General features: G+C 45.9%; 17 protein-coding genes, 1 tRNA gene and 2 pseudogenes. 12 read left to right on the top strand and 8 right to left on the bottom strand.

The annotated features are described in order from the left end of the window. Positions 1-102 precede the first annotated feature (102 nt). From M2134_RS13480 to dacB, 5 genes are all read right to left on the bottom strand, one after another. Positions 103-2,919 (bottom strand): glycoside hydrolase family 2 TIM barrel-domain containing protein, encoded by a 2,817-nt coding sequence (locus M2134_RS13480; RefSeq protein ID WP_280751576.1) that lies wholly within the window; start codon positions 2,917-2,919, stop codon positions 103-105. A 26-nt stretch (positions 2,920-2,945) separates the two neighbouring features. Continuing rightward, on the bottom strand, positions 2,946-4,883 hold the full coding sequence (locus M2134_RS13475) for a RagB/SusD family nutrient uptake outer membrane protein (RefSeq protein WP_280751575.1): 1,938 nt from the start codon (positions 4,881-4,883) through the stop codon (positions 2,946-2,948). Between the two features lie 12 nt (positions 4,884-4,895). Next, positions 4,896-8,108 carry a SusC/RagA family TonB-linked outer membrane protein gene (locus M2134_RS13470; protein WP_280751613.1) on the bottom strand — a complete coding sequence of 1,071 codons (3,213 nt, stop codon included), beginning with the start codon at positions 8,106-8,108 and terminating at the stop codon, positions 4,896-4,898. 505 nt (positions 8,109-8,613) lie between these two features. Next, entirely contained in the window at positions 8,614-9,555 is a 942-nt protein-coding gene (locus M2134_RS13465; RefSeq protein WP_280751574.1) for a FecR family protein, read from the bottom strand. 781 nt (positions 9,556-10,336) lie between these two features. Further along, positions 10,337-11,809, bottom strand: coding sequence for a D-alanyl-D-alanine carboxypeptidase/D-alanyl-D-alanine-endopeptidase (gene dacB, locus M2134_RS13460; protein ID WP_280751573.1), 1,473 nt, complete (start codon positions 11,807-11,809; stop codon positions 10,337-10,339). Positions 11,810-11,868: 59 nt separating this feature from the next. Between dacB and M2134_RS13455 the strand changes: the two genes are divergently transcribed. Next, positions 11,869-13,014 (top strand): AI-2E family transporter, encoded by a 1,146-nt coding sequence (locus M2134_RS13455; protein ID WP_280751572.1) that lies wholly within the window; start codon positions 11,869-11,871, stop codon positions 13,012-13,014. Between the two features lie 76 nt (positions 13,015-13,090). Further along, positions 13,091-13,166: transfer RNA gene (locus M2134_RS13450), tRNA-Lys, on the top strand. 80 nt (positions 13,167-13,246) lie between these two features. Here the strand turns inward: M2134_RS13450 and M2134_RS13445 are convergent. After that, positions 13,247-13,482, bottom strand: a pseudogene (locus tag M2134_RS13445) (transposase); the annotation flags it as partial. A gap of 238 nt (positions 13,483-13,720) precedes the next feature. Here M2134_RS13445 and M2134_RS13440 point away from each other — a divergent pair. The 5 genes from M2134_RS13440 (at position 13,721) to M2134_RS13420 (ending at position 18,795) form a co-directional block, all read left to right on the top strand. Beyond that, positions 13,721-14,761, top strand: a complete 1,041-nt coding sequence (locus M2134_RS13440; RefSeq protein WP_280751570.1) for a Fic family protein — start codon at positions 13,721-13,723, stop codon at positions 14,759-14,761. Between the two features lie 280 nt (positions 14,762-15,041). Continuing rightward, positions 15,042-15,605 (top strand): DUF3575 domain-containing protein, encoded by a 564-nt coding sequence (locus M2134_RS13435; RefSeq protein ID WP_280751569.1) that lies wholly within the window; start codon positions 15,042-15,044, stop codon positions 15,603-15,605. Between the two features lie 3 nt (positions 15,606-15,608). Further along, entirely contained in the window at positions 15,609-16,139 is a 531-nt protein-coding gene (locus M2134_RS13430; protein ID WP_280751568.1) for a hypothetical protein, read from the top strand. 208 nt (positions 16,140-16,347) lie between these two features. Beyond that, the gene (locus tag M2134_RS13425) at positions 16,348-16,812 is read left to right on the top strand and encodes a hypothetical protein (RefSeq protein ID WP_280751567.1); all 465 of its coding nucleotides are present in this window, start codon (positions 16,348-16,350) and stop codon (positions 16,810-16,812) included. Positions 16,813-16,911: 99 nt separating this feature from the next. Continuing rightward, positions 16,912-18,795, top strand: coding sequence for a leucine-rich repeat domain-containing protein (locus tag M2134_RS13420; RefSeq protein WP_280751566.1), 1,884 nt, complete (start codon positions 16,912-16,914; stop codon positions 18,793-18,795). Here the strand turns inward: M2134_RS13420 and M2134_RS13415 are convergent. Continuing rightward, positions 18,757-19,161, bottom strand: a pseudogene (locus tag M2134_RS13415) (ADP-ribosylglycohydrolase family protein); the annotation flags it as partial. The gene M2134_RS13420 and the pseudogene M2134_RS13415 sit on opposite strands and share 39 nt — an antisense overlap. Positions 19,162-19,250: 89 nt before the next feature. On the opposite strand from M2134_RS13415, the gene M2134_RS13410 reads away from it, so the two are divergent. The 3 genes from M2134_RS13410 (at position 19,251) to M2134_RS13400 (ending at position 20,931) form a co-directional block, all read left to right on the top strand. After that, positions 19,251-19,988, top strand: a complete 738-nt coding sequence (locus M2134_RS13410; RefSeq protein WP_280751564.1) for an N-formylglutamate amidohydrolase — start codon at positions 19,251-19,253, stop codon at positions 19,986-19,988. Between the two features lie 130 nt (positions 19,989-20,118). Then, positions 20,119-20,442 carry a helix-turn-helix transcriptional regulator gene (locus M2134_RS13405; protein ID WP_280751563.1) on the top strand — a complete coding sequence of 108 codons (324 nt, stop codon included), beginning with the start codon at positions 20,119-20,121 and terminating at the stop codon, positions 20,440-20,442. A 99-nt stretch (positions 20,443-20,541) separates the two neighbouring features. After that, complete coding sequence (locus M2134_RS13400) at positions 20,542-20,931, top strand: hypothetical protein (protein ID WP_280751562.1); 390 nt, start codon at positions 20,542-20,544, stop codon at positions 20,929-20,931. Positions 20,932-20,959: 28 nt separating this feature from the next. Here the strand turns inward: M2134_RS13400 and M2134_RS13395 are convergent, their stop codons facing one another. Further along, positions 20,960-21,541 (bottom strand): YqiA/YcfP family alpha/beta fold hydrolase, encoded by a 582-nt coding sequence (locus tag M2134_RS13395; protein WP_280751561.1) that lies wholly within the window; start codon positions 21,539-21,541, stop codon positions 20,960-20,962. A 209-nt stretch (positions 21,542-21,750) separates the two neighbouring features. On the opposite strand from M2134_RS13395, the gene M2134_RS13390 reads away from it, so the two are divergent. Continuing rightward, complete coding sequence (locus M2134_RS13390; protein WP_280751560.1) at positions 21,751-23,268, top strand: hypothetical protein; 1,518 nt, start codon at positions 21,751-21,753, stop codon at positions 23,266-23,268. 147 nt (positions 23,269-23,415) lie between these two features. Further along, positions 23,416-24,768 carry an alanine/glycine:cation symporter family protein gene (locus M2134_RS13385; RefSeq protein WP_280751559.1) on the top strand — a complete coding sequence of 451 codons (1,353 nt, stop codon included), beginning with the start codon at positions 23,416-23,418 and terminating at the stop codon, positions 24,766-24,768.

Raw genomic sequence — 24,768 nt, 5'->3', positions numbered from 1 at the left:
TCTTTGGCAGTAATTAGATTTGGAACAATAGCTTACAAAGATAAAATTATTTAGCAAAGAAAAAAACCGGGCGATGATACATCCCGCCCGGTTTTTTTGAAATCAATGAAACTTGAAATAGATCTTATTTTTCAGGTTGGGTGATCCGTAGATCTTAAACCGATGATTTTGCGACTGTGGCCCGAAGTTCTCTGCCTTGCCGAACTTGGTGCCTACTGCCGGAATGGCATCCATAAAGGAGATATTCCCTTCCGGGTACTTGGGGAAGGTGAAGTTTCTTTCCACACTGTACTGTTGCTGTATGGCAGGTGTAAACAGGTGGAGCGAAATGTCTTCCGAAGCGCAGTAGACCTCGAACGGGGTAGGACAAAGTAGCCTCATGCCATAGAACAGGGAGTAATAGCCCTTGAACTCGGGATAGATCCATCGCTCGCCGGTGATGGCATCGTTGTATTCTTTCTCCCAAACATCCAAGATACCTCCTTTCAATCGGTTGTTATAGACCCGATAGGGACCGTTGGCCATCAGTTTCGCTCCGCTTACTCCCTCTTCCGGGAAGCGGAAGGTGATACCAATCATCTCAATATCGTCTTGCGGACGGTAGCCGTAGTCGAGCTGAAGCACCCCATTGTCTTGCATCACCCAGAAAAAACGATAGGCTTCGCCACCCCGCTGGTAGTTATACACCACATCGATTCGTGGCAAGCCGTCTGCCGTGGTCAAAGCAACCTCCTTGCATACGACATCCCTTTCGGTGATATAGACCGGTCCGTCGGTCAGCGGAATAAGCCCTTTTCCGTTTACGACCTCTTTCAATAACCCGCTCTTCTTGTCGATTTTCACCCGGATGCCTGCTGCCGAGAGGAGATAATAGGAATCCTCTTCTGTGGCTGTAGCCTTCGACGCTCCGGCCGGTATCGTCTCCAGTATCCTTTCTGCAAAGAAGGCCGGCGAGGTCAACTCGAAGCTCCAGGTGTACAGTTCTTCTCCTTTAGGTCCCTTGGCTGTTAGGTACAGTACATCGTATCTCTTCCAGTCGTCAGGCAGGGCAATCTTGAGGTCACCCTTATGCCAGGGATCGATGGCGGGAGCGTCGATTGTGCCCCTCTTCTCTTCCTTCTCTCCTTCCAACGAATTGATGCGCACGAGGCGATAGCTAAAGGAGCAATCGCGGGTATTGGTGAAGTCATAGCGGTTCTCGATCCGCAACGTGCCATCCCAGGCGGGGGTGATATATTTCTTCTCCACAAAGATGGGCGACCAGATCTCTTTGACCGTATAGAAGCTGCCCTCTTTCTCGCGGTAGGGTCCCACAATACCGTCCGCCCCATGGTCTTTGTCGGTATCCAACAGACCGTTTTTGTCGGTGCGCACCACGGCCTGATCGGCGAAGTCCCACAGGAACATCCCGGCAGAGAGCGGATTGGAGAGCATCAGGTTCCAGAAATCATCCAGTCCCGCGCCATGTCCGCCATCGTAGAGCCCATGGATCAGCTCTGTCGGCATAAAGATCTCCCGTCCGTTGAACATATCCCGGATGCCCGAGTGATAGGTGATATAGTGTATCGTATTGATGCCCGAGAAGAGCGCCCAGGGGTGTAATACCGGACGTTTCTGAATATCGAGCTGTGGGAAGATCGGATCCAGGTCGAAGTTGAATCCCCCTTCGTTACCGTTTGCCCAAAAGATGATAGAGGGATGGTTGATGTCCCTTTTCAGCATCTCGTGTAATAGGATGGTGCCTACACCCGTATCGTAGGGAGGGCTTTGCCAGGCGCATAATTCGTCGATCACATAGAGTCCCAATGAGTCGCATACCTCCAGGAAGTTTTTGTCGGGTGGGTAATGCGACATACGTACCGCGTTCATATTCATCTCCTTGATCAGCTTCACGTCGTTGAGGTTCTGCTCCGGGCTTACGCTGCGTCCGGTGGTAGGCCAGTGCGAGTGGCGGTTGATACCCTTGAAACGGATCTTCTGCCCGTTCACATAGACACCATCGCGCTCCTTCACCTCAACGGTGCGGAATCCGAAGCGTTCGCGGAGGGTGTGAAGGGCTTTCCCTTTTTGGCTGACGGTGATCACCGCGTGATAGAGATGCGGGTCTTCGGCCGACCAGGGCGTCACCCCGGCGATCTGCGATGAGGCGATGAGCTGTTTCGTCTTTGTGGGGTAGGCCGCTTGGAAATCGCCCACCTTCTTACCCGATTGGGCATCGAACAGATCGACCTGTATCTCCGCGTTGGCCACCTCGCGATTCAGGAAGGCCTCCAGGCGTATCTCCCCGTCTTGCTGGGCATCGATGGCGGTGTATTCCACAAAGGTGTTGGGCTGTGCCTCCAGGTAGACCGGGCGGAAGATACCGCCGAAGATCCAGAAGTCCGCCTCGCGCTCCGCACTGTTCACGCTGGCGTTCGACGACATTTTACTTACCTCCACCTCCAGGCGGTTTTCCGACTTATGGGATACCAGGTGGGTGATCTCCCGTTTGAAGCGGTAGAACGATCCCTGATGGATATCGCCCGCCTGCTTGCCGTTGACGCGCACCTTCGTGTCGGTCATCGATCCCTCGAAAACGATGAAGATCCGCTTGCCTTTCCAGTCGGCAGGCAGGGTGAAAGAGGTGCGATAGAGCCCCTTTTCAGAGGCTTTATTCCTATCGTGTCCGTAGTTGTACTCACCGAAGCCTTCCAATTCCCAGCAGGAGGGCACTCGAATCGTCGTCCATTCCCCACTTTTTCGGCCAGCGGTACAGAAGAAATCCCACGTGACATTGTCGTCAGGACAAGAGCCGGATAGCATCATTTTCTCTGTACTTGCTGCCAAAGAATGGGGCAGTGTCTGTTTTTTCGTTTCCTGTGCCTGTGTGATGCTACCTATTAGGCAAAGAAACAGGAAAAGAATCATCTTTTTTCTCATGTGTTATTCTATATGTATTAAATGGATTAATTCTCGTCAGCTACCGCCTCTTCCCAAGTCTCCCACTTCTCTACATTCGGATCATAGCCGCTGTAGCCGGGATTCTGGCTAAGCTGTCCCAGACGATTGGCATCGATGGCCGATTGCGGAATAGGCCAGTTGATGTTGTGTCTGCCCATGGTGTATTTGCGACCCCTGATGTTAGCACCGGTATCCTTGTTGTAATAGTTGTTGTAGTTGGTGATACGATGGAACCAGAAGCTATCTTCGTGCAGGCGGTTTTTATCGTAGGTTTTCCCTTCGTTGTCGGGCTTGCCACTAAGAGCGAGACAGTAGGAGATGCGGCTCAACTCAGTGAAACGCCACTCTTCCATATAGAGTTCGCGAGCACGCTCATCTGCGATGTCATCAATCGTCACCGTGGTATAGAGCTGCTGGCATTTAGCACGGCGGCGAACGGCATTGACATCGTCGACAGCCGAGGCATCACCCAGGTAATACTTAGCTTCGGCACGAAGCAGGTAGGTCTCTGCCAGGCGATAGCAGTAGAAGTCGGCGTATCCGCCTCCGTTGTATTGGTTAGCCGAAGGTGCATCGTCTTCGGGTGATTCAGACCATAGTTTATAGTGCGGCCAGTCGAACCAGCAACGAATGGTGTCGGAACAAAGAATCTTGGTGTTACCGTTTTCGTCTGTCCAGCTATAGCGTACATTCTCGCCATGGTATTTGGTATCCGGACGGTTATAGCGCAAGTCTTCCATACGTGCCCAGTTGCCTACGGTGTGGCTGTGGCGCAGGTCTCCCTCGTCGTTGATGCCATTCACATACCACAGGGTGTTCTCAGCGAAGTAGGTAGGACGAACAACTGCCTGTCCACGTCCGAAGGTATGATTGAAGTCGAGGTCCTCTTTGTAATTCACATTGTTCAAGGCGAAATTATCCACGGCTCTTACGTTGTCGGGTGTTTTGATCTCGTCGGCATTCCAGCGCGGTACCAGGTTGCGCATGGTACGGGTGCGGATACCGGACTCTGTTCCGTAGCGGTTAGGCATAACGAGAATCGCTTCTTTGTTGGCAGCGATCGCCTTGTTGCCTCCCTGATGCAAGTTCCAGATCACGTTGTTGGTGATGTTCCAGGTCTTGGGGTAAGGGTTCGAGAAGGTGCCAAAGGTGTTTTCCATCAAGCTATAGCCGGATTGTCCGATCAGGATATCCGCCTGCTCTTTGGCTTTCTGAAAATCTCCGTTGGCCAAATAACACTTAATCAATAATTGACGGCAAGCGCCTTTATTGATCATACCGATATAGGTCATATCTTTTTGATCGGGCACATATTGTACGGCAAACTCCATATCCTGTACCAGTCGCTTGATGATCGCTTCCCGTTTGGTGCTCTTATAATCTTGCTTAGGTGATTCGATGATTTTGGATACGAAAGGAACATCGCCAAATTGGAAGCAGAGGTTCATATAGCGATAGGCACGATGAAAATAGGCGCGACCAAGGTATTCGTTCTTGGTGCTCTCATTCAATCCCTCTACCTTGTCGATATAGCTGATGACCGTATTGGCATACTTAATACCGTTATAGGTCTCTCCCCAGAAAATAACCAGGCGATTTTGGTCGAAATTGTACCAGCCATCGGTCGGTGTGAAACGTTCGTTGATGTCGCAGAAGGCGGCCGCATCGTCGGTCTTGCCCGCTACGGTCAGATCGGAGAATAGGTATTCACTCATCAGAGGCAACATGAGGTCGATCGGATCGGTATTGGTCCAGTAAGCGCGTAACGCCTTGTCGGCTGAGGCCAGGGCGGCATCTAACCCTTTTACCGTGCTGAATGTGGCTGTCGGTTCATACAAAGAGAGGGGATCCGGTTTCAGAAAATCATCGGAACATCCCGTAAGAAGCGCGGATATACAAGCGACTCCCGTCAATAGTTTGAATAAGCTTCTAGTATATTTCATGATTTGTTCTTTTTAAAAAGTTACATTTAAACCTAAAGAATAAGTTCTCGGTGCGATATTGCCTGTTTCCGGGTCTCCGTATTCCCATTCTTTGCTCCAGGTAGCGACATTGCGTACGGTAGCAAAGATCTTGGCATTCTGGATATGTATCTTAGACAGGAGTGTGGCCGGAACATTGTAGGCCAGTGAGATGTTTTCCAGACGAATAAACGAACGGTTGATCACCCGGTTCGGAGCGGTAAGTCCTGTGGGACCTTGTGCCGAGAGGCGGGCATATTTGTTCGTGGGGTTATCGACTGTCCAATACTCCTTGCTGTAGAGATTCTGGCAATTGGTGATCTGTGAATACCCGTTGTCGTTATTCAGGTAGTTGCCATCCTGGCTCTTGTGCCCCATATAGGAGTAGAGATTGAAAGAGAAATTCCAGTTCTTAAAGAGGGTGAAGCTGTTACGCATGGCCCAATGAATAGGAGGAACTGTTTCGCCCAGGAACTGCTTGTCTTCGTTGTTGTAAACAGGCGTGGTGGTTCCGTCGGCGTTTACCCGGTCGTCGGCTGTGTAGTGGTTGGCTACTTTCGGATCACCCGGTTTTTGTCCGTATTTGGCGGCTTCTTCTATTTCATCTTTCTGCCAGATACCGGTGACCTCATAGTCCCAGATTACATTGATAGGGTGTCCGATAAACCATTTATTGCTGATATCATCCCGTTCCTTGGTGATGACATTGCCGGCAGCGTCTATACTGGTTTCATATTCTCCATACAGCTTTTTGATCTCGTTCTTATTGAAGGAGAAGGAGAAAGAGGTTGTCCAGTTGAAGTTCTCATTCTCGATATTGCGCGTGTTGATCGAAAGCTCAACGCCCCGGTTTTCAACCCGCCCCAGATTGGTCGTGATGGAGCTGAATCCGGTGAAGTTAGGCAGCGACTGATTCATAATCATGTCTGTTGTGGGCATGATGTAGTATTCCATGCTGGCATTGATGCGCCCGCGCAGAAAACTAAGGTCTAACCCGGCGTTCCACGAGGTGGTCTTCTCCCATTGCAGGCCGGTATTAGGCAGGCGGTTAACAAAGAGGTATTTCATGTCCATCAAGGTGTTGTTAGAGGCGTTGATATACCCTTGCGCATAATTGCCTAAGGCCAGATTGGCTAACGCGATATAGGGATCGGAGAGGCTTCGGTTACCGTTTTGCCCAAACGAAACACGCAATTTACCGGAGTCTAACACATGATCCCATTGCCAGAAATTTTCGTTGGTGAATGTCCATGCCAGAGCGCCCGAGAGGAAGTTCGCATACGGATTCGTTGTGCCGAATGCCGAATAACCATCGCGACGGAAAGAGAAGGTCCCCATGTATTTGTCGTCGTAGGAATAGAACAGGCGTGCCAGATAACCGGTTGCTGTCTCGCGGGTGTCGGTGGCTTTGAACTCGCTTAGGTTTTTGTCGGCATTGGCATTGGCATGTATGCCGAGCGCTTCGGAAGGCAGGATATTACGGGCGATGACGCGGTCTGCCCACGATTCGCGTTCTTCCGCCTCTTGCACTAAGGTGAGGATGGTGTGATGCTTCTGCGCGAAGGTATAGTCCCATGTAACGGTGTTGTTCAACGACCAGTCGAAGCGCTTGCTTTGTTCGCGAATCACCCGGTCTTGTGTCTCTGCCTGCCAGTCGGGATGCTCAGACGATCTGAAGTAACGATCGTAGAAATACTGGAAACGAGGGGCAACATTAAACGAATAGGTGAAGCCGAGCGGCAGCGTCAGTTTGGCTGTCAGGATGGAGTTTAATACGGTAAATCCCTTTTCCAGGTCTAAATACTGACGGTCGTAGTCGAAGTTATACCCTTTCCAGTAAGCATTTTCTCCCTGTGGATGTGGCACCAGTTCGCCCTCTTCGTTGTAGGGAGTGGCAAATGGGCTGTTGCTTGTGATCTGATTGTACCAGTCGGTGGCTATATCACCGTCCGAACGGTTCTGGAAGTTAACGTTGGCACCTACACTAAACCAGTCGGTTATCTTGGTATCGAGCTTCAGGTTAGAGCGTATGGCGCTATATTCATTGCCACGCACTACACCTTCGTTGGAGATATAACCCAGTGAGAAGTAGTAGTTGACTCTTTCGCTCATGCCGCTAACGCTGACGTTATAATCCTGATTGAATCCTGTCTGGAACGAATGGTCATACCAATCGAATGTTTTCCCTGCCAGGAAATTAGCCAGGGTAACCTCGCTGGCATTTAGTCCGATGCGTCGTCCCCATACCTCGTCGATACTCATTCCGTCGGCTTGTGTGGTCTGGTTTCTCCAGGCATCCAGGGTCAGTCCATATTTATTGAGGTTGTTATTCGTCGGACGATCATAATAACCCGCGGGTCTGTTTCCTGTCTGGTAGGCTTCGTATTTACCGGTCGACGGATTGACGCCATAGGTATCGGTTGTATAAAAATCGGTGCGGTAGTTCAGGTAGCCCTCCGGATCGTATACTTTTCGGCTATCGGCCATAGCGGTCCATCCTACGTTGGCACTGAAGTTTATGACCGGTTTTTCCGATTTCCCTTTCTTGGTGGTGACGATCACGACCCCGTTGGCAGCCTTGGCTCCATATACGGCGGCCGATGAGGCGTCTTTCAATACGTCGATCTGGGCAATATCGTTGGGGTTGATTTCAGAGAGTTCTCCATAGAACATCATACCATCCAGGATGATGAGCGGGTCGTTGTGACCACCATCGGTATAGACCGATCGTTGTCCGCGGATGCTCATCGATCCACCCCCTTTGGCAGAGTTGCTGAAACCGATGTTCAGACCGGCTGTTCCTCGCAATACATCCTGTACCGTTTTAGGTGCCTCATTGGCCAGCGCGTCCGGGCGGATTTGCGATACGGAACCTGTCAGGTCTTTCTTGCGTATGGTTCCATAGCCGATCACCACCACCTCATCCAATGTCTGGGCATCTTCTCGTAGGGTGATATCGATTTTATTTTTTCCTCCTACGGCTACCTCCTGGGCGATATATCCGATGTAGCTGATCTGCAAAATGGCATGCTCTGTGATCAGTAGCGAGAAGTTGCCGTCGATATCGGTGGTCGTGCCGTTGGTGGTGCCTTTTTCCACCACATTGGCACCGATGACCGGTTCGCCATATTCATCAACAACACTCCCGGTGATTTGTTTTTTATTCTCGGCTTGCAGGATCGACATTTTGGGGCGTTTCATCAGCATGATGTTGGCGCCTTCCATCGCGTAGAAGATGTCTGTGCCGGCAAAAAGATCATTCAATACCTCGGCGACGATCTTCCCTTCTGCCACCAGCGAGGTCGATCCGGAAAGAACCACCTCCTGCGGGTTGTAAATAAAGAGATAATCGGTTTGTTTTTCGATTTCTTTAAGCACATCACGTACGGCTGCGTTCTCGGCATGAAGCGTGACCTTTGTAGTTTGCGAATGGGTTTCCGTAGCCCAAATGCTTGAAGCGACAAGGAGTAGTAAAATGGCTGTAGCTTTCATTTTTCGTATGACTCGTTTAAAAGGTGGCTTAAATAGTAAATGGATTTTAAAAGTTTCTTTTTTTTCCATACATTTGTCATGTAATAAAGTTGATACTAAATAATTTAATGAATTTTCGGTGTCGATTTTTTACCTAACCGGGGAGTGGTGCGAACACTTTCCGGTTATCTTTTTTTTGATCAGGTATTTCTCATAGGCAATATTATTTTGAGGTGAATAATTAGTAGATGATAATTTTATTGGCATCACTGTCTTTCTCATAAGTGAACTTATGGCGTAGCTGCAACACCCGGAGCACATGTTCTACCCCGTCTTTCGTGCGGAACTTACCGGTATAGAGATAGTTTAGGATCGAGGTGTTTCTGACTTCGATCTCAATATCGTAATAGAGCTCCAATTGCTTGAACAGGTCTTTCACCAACTCGTTTTCGAAAGCAATAATCCCTTCTCGCCAAAGGAAGAGATCGTGGTTGAGGTTGTGTGCCTGTTCCAAACGGCCGTCTTGCGTATAAGCGCGGGTGTCGGGCGTGAGCAAAAGCGACTCTTTCGTGGCGGAAGAGCTCACCTCTACCGATCCTTCGATCAGCGAGGTCTCAAAATAGCCGGTATGGGTGTAGGCCTTTACGTTGAATTCCGTGCCAAGCACCGTTACATCGTATTGGTTGGTATGCACGATAAATGCCTTCTCTTTGTTGGGTGTAACGTCAAAATAGGCCTCGCCGTCTAAAACAACCTGTCGTGTATCGCCCGTAAAGCGCTCCGGAAACGAGAGGTGCGTCTGGGCATTCAGCCATACGTGGGTGCCGTCGGTCAGGGTGATCTCGGCCCGTTGTCCCTCCGGCACATAGAGGCTTTTCATGGCAAGCGATTCTTCCTCTGCCGTCTTTCTCACAGGAAGTAGCCAGGTGTACAAGCCGAAAGCAATCAGGAATACGGCTGCCACTTTCAATAATTCGCGCACGATTGATAGTCCTCTTTTGTGTGTCGGAAGTTTAGCTGCCGGAGCCTCCGTATCGTTCCACAAGGTGGCATCGTACAGGTTGCGAAGCAGACGAAACTCCTCGTGATTCTTTTCGTCGCGATCTATCCAGCGGGCAATGTCCTCCCGCTCCTCCTGTGAGGCCTTTCCCTCGATGTATTGTTGTATTTTATTTGGATCCATATTTTTTCTCTGTTTTATATAAAACGATTCAAAGATGGAACCTACTAGTAGACGAAATGTTAAAATACAAAATGTAAGCAAAATCGCCATTTTGCTTTACAATATGATACGTTAAAAAGTGTTACTCGCGGGACTAATTTTAAAAACCCCTACGTTTTCGGAAAAATAGTCGGTCGATTTTGACAATTTGTAAATCGCTTAGCGAAGCGTAAAGCAAAATGATAATACGTCTTGAACCAGGAAACAACGTTCGCTTCCGAAGGGAGCAATACGCTGATTTTGGGATTTTCCGGATGTGATTGGTTTGATTTAATATGATTACTCTGATGGATGCGGATCTTCATGTAGGAGGAAAGTGGAAGGAGAAGGGAGAAGGGAGAAAGGAAATAGGATATAGGAAAGGTTGGCACAGATGGTATCGGGCTTTTTCTTCAAATCGGAGGGGATGGGAAGGTATTAGAAAGCCCGAAAGGGCTTCAACCTGGATAACCCCGTGCAAGCCGTTAAGGCGAAGCTCGGGGTCGACGTAATATATATATATAATGAGCTCCGTAGGAGGTCAACTGTTGAGCCCCTACGGAGCTCATTCCTACGACACTATCAACCCCGAGCTTCGCCTTAACGGCTTGCACGGGGTTATCCAAGTATAAGTCCTTCCGGACTTCAGTATATTCCAACCTTACAATATCTGAAGACGCCCTTTCCCCTTTCTCCTTTCCCCTTTCCCCTTTCTCCTTTCAAATCTTCCCAAACCTAAAGAAGTCTCCTCCCCCCTTCCCCCTCAAAAAGCAAACAACCCCACCAACATCTTTTCTAAAGCGCGGGTCATGTCGCGACCTTCGCAGCTGTAGTTGTTGACAAAGAGGGCGATGGCATATTGTTTGCCATCTTTTTGTATGTAGCCGGCATAGGCTTTGACGCGACTCATACTGCCGCTTTTTAGGCGTGTTTTGTTTTCTAAGGGAGTGCCGCGCAGGAAATTGGCGACGCTTCCTTCCCGTCCGGCGGTGGGTAGGGAGTGGATATAGGTGTCGGACACGGGCGATTGGGTGGCCATATAACAGAGCAGGTCGGTCAGAAACGTGGCGGAGAGCTTATCGAAGGGCGAGAGCCCGCTTCCGTCGTGCATCCATAAGGCGTGGTCGTCGATCCCTTTTTCCCGGAGGAACTGTTGGGTGCGGTGGATCCCCTTTTCAAAAGAGGAGCGGGGTTGGTGGGAGCTGTCCGATACCCCTACGGCTTTCAGGCAAGCATCGGCGTAGAGATTATGGCTTCTGTGGTTTATAACCCGGATGATTTCCCGCAACATCGGGGAGTAGGTGGTGGTCAGCGGTGTCCGTTTTTGCCCATTCCATCGACCGGATTGGGTGAGTAGCCGCCAGGAGGAGGCCGCTTCGCTTATGGTGATGCCCTCTCCTCGAAGGCGGTCGGCGAACAGCTGTGCCAGAAAATGGGGCGGATCGGGTATGTCGCCTTTCAGGACATAACGCGAACGGTTGGCGGGTAATAGGCCCGTCAGCGAACGCTCCTGCGAGAAGGGCGCTCCTTGTATAAACGCGCTGTCGGTCGTGATGGCTGCCGCGGTCAATGCGTTCCGATAATGTAGATGCATGACCGGCTCCTCTGAGAGAACCGTGGCGCGGCTCCCGACGTTTCCCGTCGATAGCGTGAGGTAAAAGAGGTTGTCGAACACATTCAGGCCGTAGCTGCCCGCTCCGTAGTAGTTGCCCAGATCTTCCCAAAGCCACCTGGGCGATATACCCTCCAGGTCGAAATAGCTCTCGTCGGCCACCACCGCGCCACGGATCTCACGTATCCCGGCCTGGCGGATAGCCTCCACCCAAGGGGAGAGGAAGGCGAGCTGATCGGCGGTGAAGCGAGTGCGGTCGGAAGAGAAATGGGTGGATCCCAGCGTGGGGTCACCACTTCCTTCGATGTATAGATTACCATGGAGGATGCCATCACGCAGCTCACCGTCGTATGAAAGCGAAGTCGGGAAGCGGTATTCTTCACCCAATAGTTCCAGGGCAGTGGCAGTCGTTACGAGCTTCATCACCGAAGCCGGAATAAGCTCACGCTCTTCTTCGTATTGATAGAGCGTGGTGCCTGTTTTTACCTCTACCGCTTTCAACGAAAAAGAGGCGCCCTGCATATAATCGGCCTGCAATAATTGGCGAATAGGCAAAGGCGTTTGTGCGACCAGCGCGGAGAAAGAGAGAATCAGATAGGAGAGTGTAATAATTTTCTTTCGCATGAGTGTTTCTTTTCCACTTTATTTTATCTTTGTCAAAAGCGAAGATAGTGAAATAATATATGAATCCAATATTCAACAAACCCTACACATTCGACCGGGTAGTACGCATCGTCTTTAGTCTTGTTATTATAGGTGCTGTGATCTATCTGTTGTCCGTATTGAAGAATGCCCTGTTGCCTTTTCTGGTGGCCTGGCTTTTTGCCTATCTATTACAACCCATCGTGAAGTTTATCCAATATAAGCTGCGTTTCAAAAGCCGGATCCTGTCGATCGCCGTGGTGCTTCTCCTGATGGCGGGATTATTGGCGTTGTTGACGGTCTTGGTGGTGCCCTCTATTGCTCAAGAGACAGAGAAGACCTTGGAGCTTTTTCGTAATTACAACCTGGAGGGGCGAACCATTCCGTTTATTCCGGAGGCCTGGCTACACTATCTCCAGGAGCATATCAATATCGATGAATGGATGACTCTGTTGAGTCGGGATAACATCCTGAACGCGATCAAACAGTTGGCACCGAAGCTCTGGTACCTATTATCCAATACCTTCTCCGTCCTGTTTAGTATCACCATTATTTTTGTGATATTGCTCTATTTCATCTTTATCCTGTTGGATTACGAGAAGATTGCCAATAGCTGGCGACTGTTGGTGCCCGACAAATACCGTCCCTTTGTGGAAGGGCTGGCAGATGATGTGAAATATAGCATGAACCGCTACTTCCGCGGGCAATCCCTCGTGGCACTCTGCGTAGGCGTGTTATTGGCTATCGGATTCCGGATCATCAACTTCCCCCTGGGGGTGACGTTAGGGCTTTTTATCGGGCTGCTTAACCTGATTCCTTACCTGCAAACGATCGGTATTATTCCCATGATACTGCTTAGCCTTCTCCGGTCGGCTGAGACCGGTCAGAGCTTCTGGCTTATCTTTGGCCTCTCTTTGTTGGTGTTGGGCATTGTGCAGGTGATACAGGACCTGATTCTTGTCCCGAAGATCATGGGGCAGGCGATGGGACTCAATCCGGCATTCATCCTATTATCCCTCTCTATATGGGGAACCCTATTAGGATTTATTGGGTTTATTGTCGCATTACCCCTCACCACCCTATGCCTCTCTTATTACCGGCGATTCATCCTAATGGAGGGCGAAGAGTACGCCAAAATAGTCACTCCGGAGCCCGACGAGGAAGAAGAAATAAAAAAAACAGAATAAAAAACCGTGCAAAAACTTGCAGAATAAAAAAATACTCCTACCTTTGCACCCGCGTTCACAACATAACGCATCCGGAGATTTGCTAGCTCAGCAGGTAGAGCACATCCCTTTTAAGGATGGGGTCCTGGGTTCGAACCCCAGGCAAATCACCATGAAAGCCGCTCGATGAGCGGCTTTTTTTGTGTGTCTAAATCCGCGTAAAGCGGGCGGCGCGCGCGGATCCCCCCCCCTATTATTTGAGTCTAAATAAAAAATATGGGATATGGTTTACTCCCCTAAGCACAGACCTAAAAGCTTTGATCTTGGCATTAAAGGATTCAGCCGAGGCATTGGTTGCTCTTCTATCAAAGAAGTTTAATATGGCTTTGTAGTGTGCTTGCACAGAGCGCATCACTGTTCCAAATGCTCAAAGCCTGACTCTTCGATAACATTATACCAGCGTGCTAAACGGGTGAGGGCTACTTTTTTCGGAGGTGGCTAACAAGTGAAGTATTAGCCAACACTATGTCGTCACAGAATCTTACATATGTATATTTGAGTGATTTGTCTTGTATTTAGTATATTAACTACAATTTCATAAAACGGAGCAGTATCGGATTATCGTATCACAATCGAATAAATACGTATCGAATCGTATCACGAAACATGTGTTTATTCGTATTATATTTGTATATTTGCGTATCGAAACGTATCATAAAAAGAGAATATGGAAAATAATGTATATGACTTCAAACTCAATATTGATTGGAAACTAATTAATCTAATCAGCCAAATCGACCGTTTTGACTCACAATGGAGTGCAATTGAGAGGAAGGAGGGTCAAAGCCTCAAACAACTAAAAAGTATTGCGACTGTTAGAAGCGTTGGTGCCTCGACAAGAATTGAAGGCTCTAAAATGAGCGATGAAGAAATCAATGTTTTACTACAAGAAATAGACATAACAAAACTGGAAGATCGTGATTCCCAAGAAGTAGTAGGGTATTTTGAAACGCTTGATACAATTTCGGAATCGTATGCTGAGATTACCATTTCAGAAAATGATTTAAAAAACCTGCATAACATCCTGATGCGATACAGCAAAAAGGATGATTGGCATAAAGGAAATTACAAGATTCATAACAATGCTGTTGAAGCTACATTTCCTAATGGCGAAAAGCAAATCATTTTTCAAACCTCTGAAGCGGGATATGCAACTGAAGATGCAATCAGAAAATTAATTGTTTGGTATAATACAGAAAAGGAGGTTCACGCTTTGATTAAAAGTGCTGTTTTCACGTATGAGTTTCTGAGTATCCACCCCTTTCAGGATGGCAATGGGCGATTGAGCCGTCTGTTATCTACCCTTCTGTTGATGAAAAACAGTTATAGTTGGATTCAGTATGTTAGTTTTGAACACGAAATAGAAAGTCGCAAGACAGAGTATTACAGAGTCTTACGGAGTTGTCAGACTCAAAGACCGAATGAAGATATTACGGATTGGGTATTCTTCTTCCTTGATGCATTAAAAAATATTCAAACACAATTGATGATAAAATTGGAACAAAGTGGAACAGAGTCACAACTTTCGCCAAGAGAAAAGGCAATCATAACAATTATATCAAATCATCCAGGAAGTAAATCTGGGGATATTGCCGAAAGACTTTCAATACCAAATCCAACGGTAAAGCGGATTCTTTCAGAGCTGGTTGAAAAAGGATTAATAGAAAAACATGGAAGCGGAAGGGGTACAAACTACGCTATGAAGTAAGATTACAAGTAATAGCTACAATAATCTGGAATTCTACAAACATCATAACCGGCGGCAGGCTTTTTCATAGTTGAAGTCTGCCGTTTTTCAATTCTGAGCACAATCTTCCCACCTAATTAGATGTATAGACTATCTTCCTTTCCCCACCCTGCTATGGACGGAATGGATGTATTGGACAAAATGGATTTAACATATTCGTAATGAGTTGTTTATATTTGCAGTCGCAAGAGAACAAAGAGAATATTTATCAAATTATAAACAGCAAATAAAAAGAAAAGTTATGAAAAAAGTCATTTGTGTTATTGTATTGGTGTGTGCAACGGTGTTGAATGGGTATGCACAAAGTGATGATCAAAAAAACATTGTCTCGGTCTCTCCCTTCAGAATTTGGAATGGGTTAAGAGTGAAGTATGAAAGAGTGCACAATGAAAAGTTAACCTACGGGGCTATTACTACCTTGTATTATGCGAGTTATCCCGGTGTTCAGGTAGCTCCTATCGCCCGGTTTTATTTTAAGAAAAATGCTCCTGAAGGATTTTATGCACAGGCTAAAGTGGTAGCGGGTTTCTTTAAGCACGATTACAGCTATGGAGAATGGGAAGAACAAACGCAATCGTTCACCAGTTTCGGTGCCGGTGTGGCTGCTGGTTATCAACTATTTTGGGGCAAAAACGAGCGTTGGTCTATCGATGCGAACCTCGGATTGAAATTTGTAAGTAGCATGCCTACACCGGAGGAGTATGTGACTGGTGGAGTTGTGGGTGCTTTTGAGAAAGGCATTTGGGCGACAACGGGACCTGGTTCAATTTTCGATGGATTGATTTCAATTGGCTATAGATTTTAAGGTATGAAAAAGAGTATTATCTTTATCTTGTTTAGTGCAGTATTCTTCGTATCTTGTGAGAAACTGGTCAAAAATGCTCTGCTCAGGGGTAATCCTTTTGATATCGAATTGAACGCAACAGAGATAAAGGGAAGTGGAGCCTCATGTAGCGCTGGTCTGGAGTATGATATTTTAACCTTGTATTTTGATCTCTACCTAATAGAGGAAGATATGGTAAAGGAGATGTCTTTCAATTGGTCGATCTATAAAGATTTGAAAACGGGAGACATCTTGTGTGATCATAGCAAATCGGATCTTGCTTGTCTTCGTTACGGGAAGTTTCCGTTGCCGATCCTATATCCCTCTGAAATCGATCCATTGGATTATAGCGGAACGGTATGGGTTAAGGAGTATCAAAAGGAAAAGGACCTGATCTTGTTAGAGTTCAAAAACTTCAGATTCGACAATAACGTATTAAATGGAATAGTCCCGTTTGAGATACAAGGCGGAGGAATCCCCACCTATAAAGAGTTGAGAGAAGAGGGAATAATTTGAGAAAGAAACGGCAAGATTATTCTATGGATCAACGTCTAATCGTATCTATTTTGTCCACTACGGGGGAATAGTATGCTTTTTTATTGTACGTTTGTAAAAAAACGATATGCTGTCACCTTATATAGTCAACCTGTTAGAGAATAAGTATGGGAAGAAAATCAGATACCCTTCTGATTGTGAGAATATATCCAGAGAAATAGCGGACACATTGAAAGAAAGCGTCAGTTCCAATACGCTTAAACGTTTGCTCGGTTTTATTAAGGATGGTGTCCAGACTCCTCGCCTGAGTACGTTAGATATTATAGCGAACTACATTGGCTTTGATGATTGGGATATGCTTTTGCAACATATATCAGAACCAATCATATCGTCAAAATACATTCGCCGTAATGAAATGATTAGGAGTAGAACGTTGAAAAAGGGAGAGAAGGTACGTTTTGAATATTCACCTGGACGAGTGGTTGTAGTGGAACATCAAGAAGAATGGCTCTTCACAGTTGTTGAAAGCATAAATTCCAAATTGCAAATTGGCGATAGCGTTGAGATTGAGATCTTCCTACGAGATCGTCCTTTGTATATTTACAATGTGATGCGGAATAATGAAAATATAGGAGATCTCATTGCCGGAAAGATATCTGGTATTACGGCAATGACAGTCATAAAAGTGGAGTAACTATCGCGAAGGCATAAGACACCTATTGAATTAATGCGAACGGAAACAAAGGATACTACCGCCACATACCATTGGTGGAGAGAAAAAGGTATTCTGTATATGAACGGAAGTGGCACATTTGGCGCATTCTCCTGGCGAAGAGAGGATAAAGATATCTTGTATTTGGATGGGAAAGGATTGCTGACAAGCAGAGGATATATAGATATATGGGATAAAATAAGTATAGGTGTAAGAAAACTTGTTATTGGAGAAGGGGTTCTTGGCATTGATACAGTACAAAATAATTTTCACGGATTAGAAGAACTTTACCTACCAGCTTCAGTAGAAAAACTAAATCTCACAGATTGCAGTAGACTACAATCTGTATCTGTACATAAAGATAATAATCATTATACAGTAGAAGATAATGTACTATTTAACAAAAATAAAACACACATAGTTTGCTGTTCAAATCAACTACAAGGAACATACCACATCCCAGATACAGTAACTTCGATTGGAAGTTGTGCCTTTAGTTGCTGTTCTAATTTAACAAAACTATTCATACCTGAATCAGTGGTTTGGGCGGATATTTATGCTTTTAGCGGATGTTGTAAATTAGAGGAGGTATATATCTCAGAAGGTATGCGTTATATTGCTGATTTTGCTTTTCAGGGCTGTCATAATCTAAAGAAAATTCATCTTCCAATAACAATAACAGGGATAGGATTCAGCGCTTTTGAAGAATGTCTGAATTTGAATAATATTTACATTCCCGATTCTGTAACTTCAATAGGATGGAATGCGTTTAAGGATTGTGAAAATCTCTCCGAAGTCTATATCTCGAAAAATATCCAAAAGGTGTTTAATGACTGTTTTTGGGGTTGTCATAGCCTAAAGAAAATAGTAATTCCTAATAAATTCTCTTATGAAAATTTTAAGGCCTTAGGGATTAACACTTATGCTTGTACATTGTTTGTTCATTCTGAGTTTATAGAGACCTACAGGAAAGATCAGCGTTGGGAGTGTCTAAAAAATGTTTTACCTGTCACCGATGTGACACAACCTTGCTATATCCAAATAGAAACAAGCGGAACAATCAACACATTTTCTTGGCAGAAAAAAGAAAGTGCCCTCTACTTGGGAGGAAAGGGTATGATGAATGTGAGAGGATGTATGAAGAAATGGCGGCAATTACTTAAAGGAGTAAAAAAGATAGTCGTTTGTGAAGGCATAAAGAGTTTTAATTTTTCAGTCCTTGAAGGGAAATTTACTGAGATCGAGGATGTTGAAGATATTGAAATGCTTGTGGATATCCATTTGCCTGCCTCTTTTGTGAAAATAGTTAGTAAGCGTCCAATCTCTCCTTTGTTATATGCTATTTCTGTCGATAAAGATAATGAACACTATGCGTCAAGGAATGGCGTATTATTTGACAAAAAGAAGAATACTTTGATTTGTTCTGCAAGATGTGTAGGGGGGACATACCGTATTCCGAATACGGTAAAGAGTATTAATCGTTTTGCCTTTTGGGGATGTGAATATTTAAGCAAGATAATCATTCCTGAATCAGTTTCGCAGATTAGAACAGGAGCCTTCTCTCTATGTGGAATACAAAGCATTCGTATTCCTAACTCGATATCATCGATTAGCAAATATCTATTTGCCTACAATAAATACTTAACAAAAGCCTCTCTTGGAGATTCGGTCACTTCAATCGGTGAAGGAGCATTTTTGTGTTGTGAAAGTTTATCCGAAATCTATCTGTCAAAAAATATCACAACAATAGAGAAAGATTGCTTCTGGGGTTGCTCTAACCTAAAGAAAATAACAATCGGCAACGAATCTCCTTGCTCTGTTTATGAGCTTTGGGATATCGATTATGACGTTTGCAAATTATATGTACCATCAGTCTCTATCGAGACTTATAAAAATGATCCGCATTGGGGAAAATTCAAAAACATCTTACCTATTCGCAATAAATCTAAGGTAAAACTGTCGTAGGACTTCTATAAATTCATCTGGCAGACGTGCAATTACCTCTTGTTGAATATGTTCTGGCATGACTTTGTAATAAGCTTCTGCTATACCACCGGTAATTGCAGCCAACGTATCGCTGTCTCCTCCTAAAGAGATTCCTAAGCGAATAGCGTGCTCAAAGTCATTGCTTCCCAGAAAGGCAATGATTGCTTCCGGAACTGTTCCCTGGCAGCTCTCGTTAAAGCGATAAGTTGGTCGTATCTGATCGCAAGTGCGTTGAAGATCATAACCAAAAGTATTCTCTATATACGCTTTTATCTGCTCTTTAGACGTTCCTATACGTGCTATATAAACGCAGACAGCTGTTGCTTGCGCCCCTTTAACTCCTTCCAGAGGCATGGGTAAAAGATCCATTTCGTCCATATCATCCATTTGGAGGGACGTATCGTTATTTGTTCTACTTTTACGAAAAAAACAATATGAAGTACCCCAATCTTATTTTACATATCCCCCACGCGTCGACTTATATTCCGAATTGGGATGAGTTTACTGATAGGGAAGAGGTGGCTCAGTCGATTGATTGCCTGACGGATCATTTTGTGGATAAGCTGTTTCACAATTCTATGCAACATGTAGAGGTGGTTAAATTTGGGTATTCCCGGATTTATTGTGATGTGGAAAGGTATTTCGATAACTCAAAGGAGCCTATGTTCGGAAGGGGGATGGGCTATTGCTATACGCGTGGTGTCAACTTGAAGGGGATTAGAGATGTCGATCGTATCAATTTGGCAGAGGTCAACAAAGTGTATTGGGAGCATCATGCCAACCTATATCATGCGGTCAAAAGACTGAACGATAACGATATCAAGCCCTTATTGATCGATTGCCACTCTTTTAGCAACGAACCATATGCGTGTGATGAGGATTTCAAAACGGGCGAGTTGCCCGACTTTTGTTTGGGATACAACGATGAAAAGGGAAAGGAAATATGCCTCATCATGAAAGAGACGTTGGAGTTTCGGAACTATTCGGTGGCATTGAATTTCCCCTATAGCGGCTCTTTGGTTGTAGACAATACAGAACACGACTCCGTCATGATTGAGGTCAATAAACGTATCTACTTAAACAAAGGCCTAACACTACAAACTGACTATTACAAAATCCATAGTGCCCTTATCGCTATCCTTGAAAAACTGAGTGCTGTTGTAGGCGATTAGGCTATCGTTTTCTCCGTTTTCCTTGCATACCATCCGCGGATTCCGGATTCGTTTTGAAAATGGAAAAATTCTTTTTACATTTGTAATTACTATAATAATATTAATTGTCTATAGTTAGGGATACTATCGTATGAATAATTTGTTATACACATTCGAAGTAAATACAACTGACGATATCATGAAGGGGCTTGCCCAGAAACTTCAGAAGCGGCGGTTGGAAAAGGGCTTGTCTCGCAATGCCCTGTCTGAGTTAAGTAGAGTGCCGGTACCAACAATTACTAAGTTTGAAACTCAGTATGCCATTTCTTTAGCCTCTTTTGTCTCTTTAGCAAAAGCATTAGGCTATGTAGATGAATTAAATTTGTTATTGTCTGAACCACGCTATTCCACCATGGCAGAATTAGATCAGATTAATAAAAACCTCCATAGGAAACGAGGAACTCGCAATGGCTAAAAACCTGCGCGTTGATTTGGCATAGATATAGCTTACTTTTGTTGAAGTAAATAGCATTGGTTGAATTATAAATTGCAACCGAATAATTAATTTATGCATATGAAACGAATCTTCATCCTATTAGCCTTTATTAGTTTAATTGTCTCTCCGTGTATGGCATCGGACCCTGACAAAGAGGTGATTTCCGATGTGCAGAACGTCGGCAATTGGATCCATGTCTACGATGGAAAGGGGAAAAAGTGTTCTTCTATGTCCGCCTCGAATCGAAAAGTAGTCGGCATAGCATCCGATTTTTTTGTTGTCCTCAGCGGAAACTGGATCTACACGTACGACATAAAATGTAAGCGAATCGCTTCCATGTCGGCTTCCGGATACGAAGTAAAAGGCGCAGCCGGCAACTCCTTCACCGCCCAAAAAGGCAATTGGATTCACACCTACGACCGAAAGTGCAAGAAAATAGCCACCCGGGCAGCAAATAATGCTCGTTAGAGAAAGCTGGTGCATGGCGATATAGCCCTTAATCCGTTTGATTCAATAAATAATCAATGACTGGCAATACATTTTCTTGAATTGTTTCAAATGTCAAGCGGTGTTTGCCCAAATACCAAACGCAGTGCTGGTAGTATTGGTGATACTCTTCATAACAGCAAACCTCATCGTCCTCATTCCCAAAGAAAGCATACGTATTCTCTTTGTCGAAAGGGGTTATATTCGTGAATTGTTGTTGCTCCATCTCTAAGTAGGCATCACACAATGCTTCCGTTATTTCATACGAACTGCTGCCATCTTTTCGTTTGTTTAGGAATGGGTTGATTCCTATTCGTTTTCGCATCGTTTCGGAAACATGAAATGCAGGGTTGATAAGTATCTTCTCAAATCCATGTAGCTGCTGCGCAAACATACCGCCCATGGATGTGCCCATGATCAGGTTGGGTTTCTCCTTCTCACAGAGGGAAACAAGTAAACTCAATGCTTCTTGCGGATTGAGTGGTAAGTCGGGGGCTATTACTTCATGTTGAGGCAACAGCGTTCTCAGTGTTTTCACCGTTTGTGAACTGCCCGAAGAAGAGAGTCCGTGGATGTAGATCATTTTCTTCATAAATTCTTTTGTTTTTAATGTGATAGGGGTAATTATATACACATCTCGCTCCAAATTTCCGTTGCTGCATATTTTTTTCAATTATTTCTCTTTTTTACTATCGCTGCGCATTTTTTTTTCAAAACAAGAAATCCCCCTCCCCTCCTGTGTATAATTAGCTTCAGTGAATCATCTTTCTTGGAATAGAAAGAATTAAAAAACAAAAGAATATGAAAATGACAAGTGAGCAGTTTTGTGCATTAGTAGGTATTACTGAAGAGCAGTTTAGGGGGGAAGAGATGGTAAACGGAAACCTCGACTTGTATGGGTTGGTTTTTGTACCCGAAGGCTTTAGTCCGCATGTAAAGGGTGATCTGTATATGAATGAGGTGACCGAATTACCCGAAGGCTTTAATCCCCGTGTGGAGGGATACCTCTGCCTGGCGAGGGCAACCAAGTTACCCGAAGGGTTCAGTCCTGTCATTGAAAAAAGTCTGTGTTTAGACAGCCTGACTACCCTGCCCGAAGGATTCAATCCGACGGTGAAGGGGAATTTGCAATTGAATGGTTTGACCCATATACCCCAAGACTTCCATCTTATTGTGGGAGGTGGCTTATCTCTATCCGCGCTCACGACTGTGCCTGAAGGGTTCAACCCGACGGTAGGCAGCTATTTGGATCTTTGTAATGTGGTAACTTTGCCGAAAGGCTTCGCTCTGAAGGTGCCGGACGACCTATATCTGAACAAGCTCACCGAATTGCCCGAAGGGTTCAATCCCACTGTGGGCGGACGTATGTCTTTAGGTATCACTCAGATTCCAGAGGGCTTTAATCCCCATACGGTAGACCTTTCGTTAGACGCTGTCACCTCCATCCCGGAAGGATTCAATCTTATTGTTCAAGGGGATTTGGAGCTGTATGCGTTGAAAACAGTCCCACGTGACTTTTGTCCCATCGTAGGAGGTTCACTCGGTTTATCCGGTTGCACAACTATTTCGGAAGGCTTTAATCCCATTGTCGGCGGCGACTTGTGTCTGTCATCCCTTACGGAGTTGCCTGATCATTTCAATCTGAAGGTAGGCAGGTCATTGTATCTCAATGGCTTAAGCTCCCTGCCTGCCGACTTTGCTCCTGTAGTAGGCAGACACTTATCCTTAGAGGGTATCACTTCGCTATCTGATGACTTTCGTCCAGAGATGAGTTCGTTAAGTATAGGTCACATACAATCACCCGACTATGTCAGTCTGTTGTCATTGGTAGGGGATCGATCGAAAAACGAGGCTATGACATGGCAAGACGGGAAATATATCTTAGTTGATGGATTATTCACGGAGGTGGTCGCCCAAAAGGGGCATGTCTACAAAGTGAAAAGGCTGAATGAAGAGCAGGAAACCTACTTGGTGACCGATGGCAAAGGCCATTGGGCACATGGCGACACCTTGAAGGAGGCTAAAGAAGACCTCTTCTTCAAGATGAGCGAACGTGATAAGAGTGACTACGAATATCTGACACCGGAGACCGAGTTGACGCTGGAGGAGGCCGTTGTGGCCTATCGAACCATCACCGGCGCTTGTGCCTTCGGTACGCGTGACTTTATAAAGAACAGGCTCACCGTAAAAAAAGAGGTATACACCGTGGCGGAAATGATCGCTTTGACCCGGGAGGAGTATGGCGACTCCCGTTTTGCCGGTTTCATCGACCAAAATCGGCAACGAGAGGCAGAAAAACAGGATTTTTTCACGCCCTAAAAAAGCGGCAAAAAAAATTCTCACCCGCGTGAGAAAAAATTCTCATGCGGGTGAGAATAAAAAAAACGGGTATATTTTTCCCCGTTTCTTGCTTTTCTATTTGTTTTCTCTATTTTTGTTTTATTAGCAAACGATAAACAATAAAAAATGGAAGGCATAGACCGTTTCTTTAGCGAGTTTAGTTCGTTCTTATGGGGATGGCCCATGATTATTTTGCTGTTAGGCACACATTTATACCTCACGGTTCTTCTGAAGTTTCCTCAACGGAAGATATTTACCGCCATTCGTCTTTCGGTGTCGCGCGATAAACAGGCCGAAGGGGATGTTAGTCAGTTTGGTGCGTTGGTCACCTCCCTGGCGGCCACCATCGGTACGGGAAATATCATCGGGGTGGCGACCGCCGTCAGCCTGGGTGGGCCGGGCGCTGTGTTTTGGTGCTGGATCACCGGGGTGTTTGGTATTGCCACCAAATATGCGGAAGGGCTGCTCGCGGTGAAATACAGGGTGAAGGGCGAAAATGGCGAAATGATTGGTGGACCGATGTATGCCCTGTCTACCGGGCTGAAGATGAAGTGGCTGGCTGTGTTGTTTTGTATCTTCACTGCCCTGGCTGCCTTTGGCATCGGCAATAGTGTGCAGGCGAACTCCATCTCTATGTTGCTGAATGAGACCTGGGATATACCGTTTTACGCGACTGGACTGGTGTTGAGTATAGGTGTCGCCTTGGTGATTCTGTTTGGTGTGAAAGGCATTGCCAAGGTATGTACGGCCTTTGTCCCTTTTATGGCTATCTTCTATGTTGGCGGTTGCCTCTTTATTCTTTACCTCAACTCCGCCTATCTGGGCGAGGCGCTTTCGTTGATCTTCAAGTCTGCCTTTACGCCCCAGGCTGCCGGAGGAGGATTTGTGGGTGCCACGGTTTTGATGGCTGCCCGCTATGGGATAGCCAGGGGGCTGTTTTCGAATGAGTCAGGTATGGGGTCGGCACCGATTGTGGCGGCTGCCGCGCAAACACGCAATCCGGTTCGGCAGGCGTTGGTATCGGCCAGTGGTACGTTTTGGGATACCGTCGTTATTTGCGCGATAACGGGTATTGTCTTGGTTAGTAGCATCCTGGCACATCCGGATATCGACTATACACAAGGGGCGGCACTCACGAAGGCTGCCTTCGATAAGATCCCGATCGTGGGACCGATCGTTCTTTCCGTGGGGATTGTCACCTTTGCCTTCTCTACCATCTTGGGCTGGTCGTACTACGGAGAAAAGGCGATCGAGTTTTTGGGCGGAAGAAAATGGATTAAGTTTTATCGGTTGCTCTGGATTATCGTCATTTTTGTTGGCTCGGTCACGAACCTGGCGCTTGTCTGGAACTTCTCCGACTGTATGAACGCGTTGATGGCTATTCCCAACCTTATCTCGCTGTTGCTTCTTTCCGGGGTATTGATAAAGGAAACAAATAAGTATCTTTGGGCAGGAAAACTGGATGAACATGATCAATAA

Source organism: Parabacteroides sp. PM6-13 (genome assembly GCF_029892605.1).
Lineage (GTDB): Bacteria > Bacteroidota > Bacteroidia > Bacteroidales > Tannerellaceae > QVMG01.
Note: the sequence above shows the minus strand (reverse complement) of the source record. Positions and strands in the feature narration are given on the sequence as shown.

Coding starts and splice junctions, on each gene's coding strand:
- M2134_RS13405 (WP_280751563.1), top strand. CDS start 20,119: ATGAATAATTTGTTATACACATTCGAAGTAAATACAACTGACGATATC.
- M2134_RS13430 (WP_280751568.1), top strand. CDS start 15,609: ATGAAAAAGAGTATTATCTTTATCTTGTTTAGTGCAGTATTCTTCGTA.
- M2134_RS13440 (WP_280751570.1), top strand. CDS start 13,721: ATGGAAAATAATGTATATGACTTCAAACTCAATATTGATTGGAAACTA.
- M2134_RS13420 (WP_280751566.1), top strand. CDS start 16,912: ATGAACGGAAGTGGCACATTTGGCGCATTCTCCTGGCGAAGAGAGGAT.
- M2134_RS13455 (WP_280751572.1), top strand. CDS start 11,869: ATGAATCCAATATTCAACAAACCCTACACATTCGACCGGGTAGTACGC.
- M2134_RS13390 (WP_280751560.1), top strand. CDS start 21,751: ATGAAAATGACAAGTGAGCAGTTTTGTGCATTAGTAGGTATTACTGAA.
- M2134_RS13475 (WP_280751575.1), bottom strand. CDS start 4,883: ATGAAATATACTAGAAGCTTATTCAAACTATTGACGGGAGTCGCTTGT.
- M2134_RS13400 (WP_280751562.1), top strand. CDS start 20,542: ATGAAACGAATCTTCATCCTATTAGCCTTTATTAGTTTAATTGTCTCT.
- M2134_RS13435 (WP_280751569.1), top strand. CDS start 15,042: ATGAAAAAAGTCATTTGTGTTATTGTATTGGTGTGTGCAACGGTGTTG.
- M2134_RS13395 (WP_280751561.1), bottom strand. CDS start 21,541: ATGAAGAAAATGATCTACATCCACGGACTCTCTTCTTCGGGCAGTTCA.
- M2134_RS13465 (WP_280751574.1), bottom strand. CDS start 9,555: ATGGATCCAAATAAAATACAACAATACATCGAGGGAAAGGCCTCACAG.
- M2134_RS13470 (WP_280751613.1), bottom strand. CDS start 8,108: ATGCTGATGAAACGCCCCAAAATGTCGATCCTGCAAGCCGAGAATAAA.
- dacB (WP_280751573.1), bottom strand. CDS start 11,809: ATGCGAAAGAAAATTATTACACTCTCCTATCTGATTCTCTCTTTCTCC.
- M2134_RS13410 (WP_280751564.1), top strand. CDS start 19,251: ATGAAGTACCCCAATCTTATTTTACATATCCCCCACGCGTCGACTTAT.
- M2134_RS13480 (WP_280751576.1), bottom strand. CDS start 2,919: ATGAGAAAAAAGATGATTCTTTTCCTGTTTCTTTGCCTAATAGGTAGC.
- M2134_RS13385 (WP_280751559.1), top strand. CDS start 23,416: ATGGAAGGCATAGACCGTTTCTTTAGCGAGTTTAGTTCGTTCTTATGG.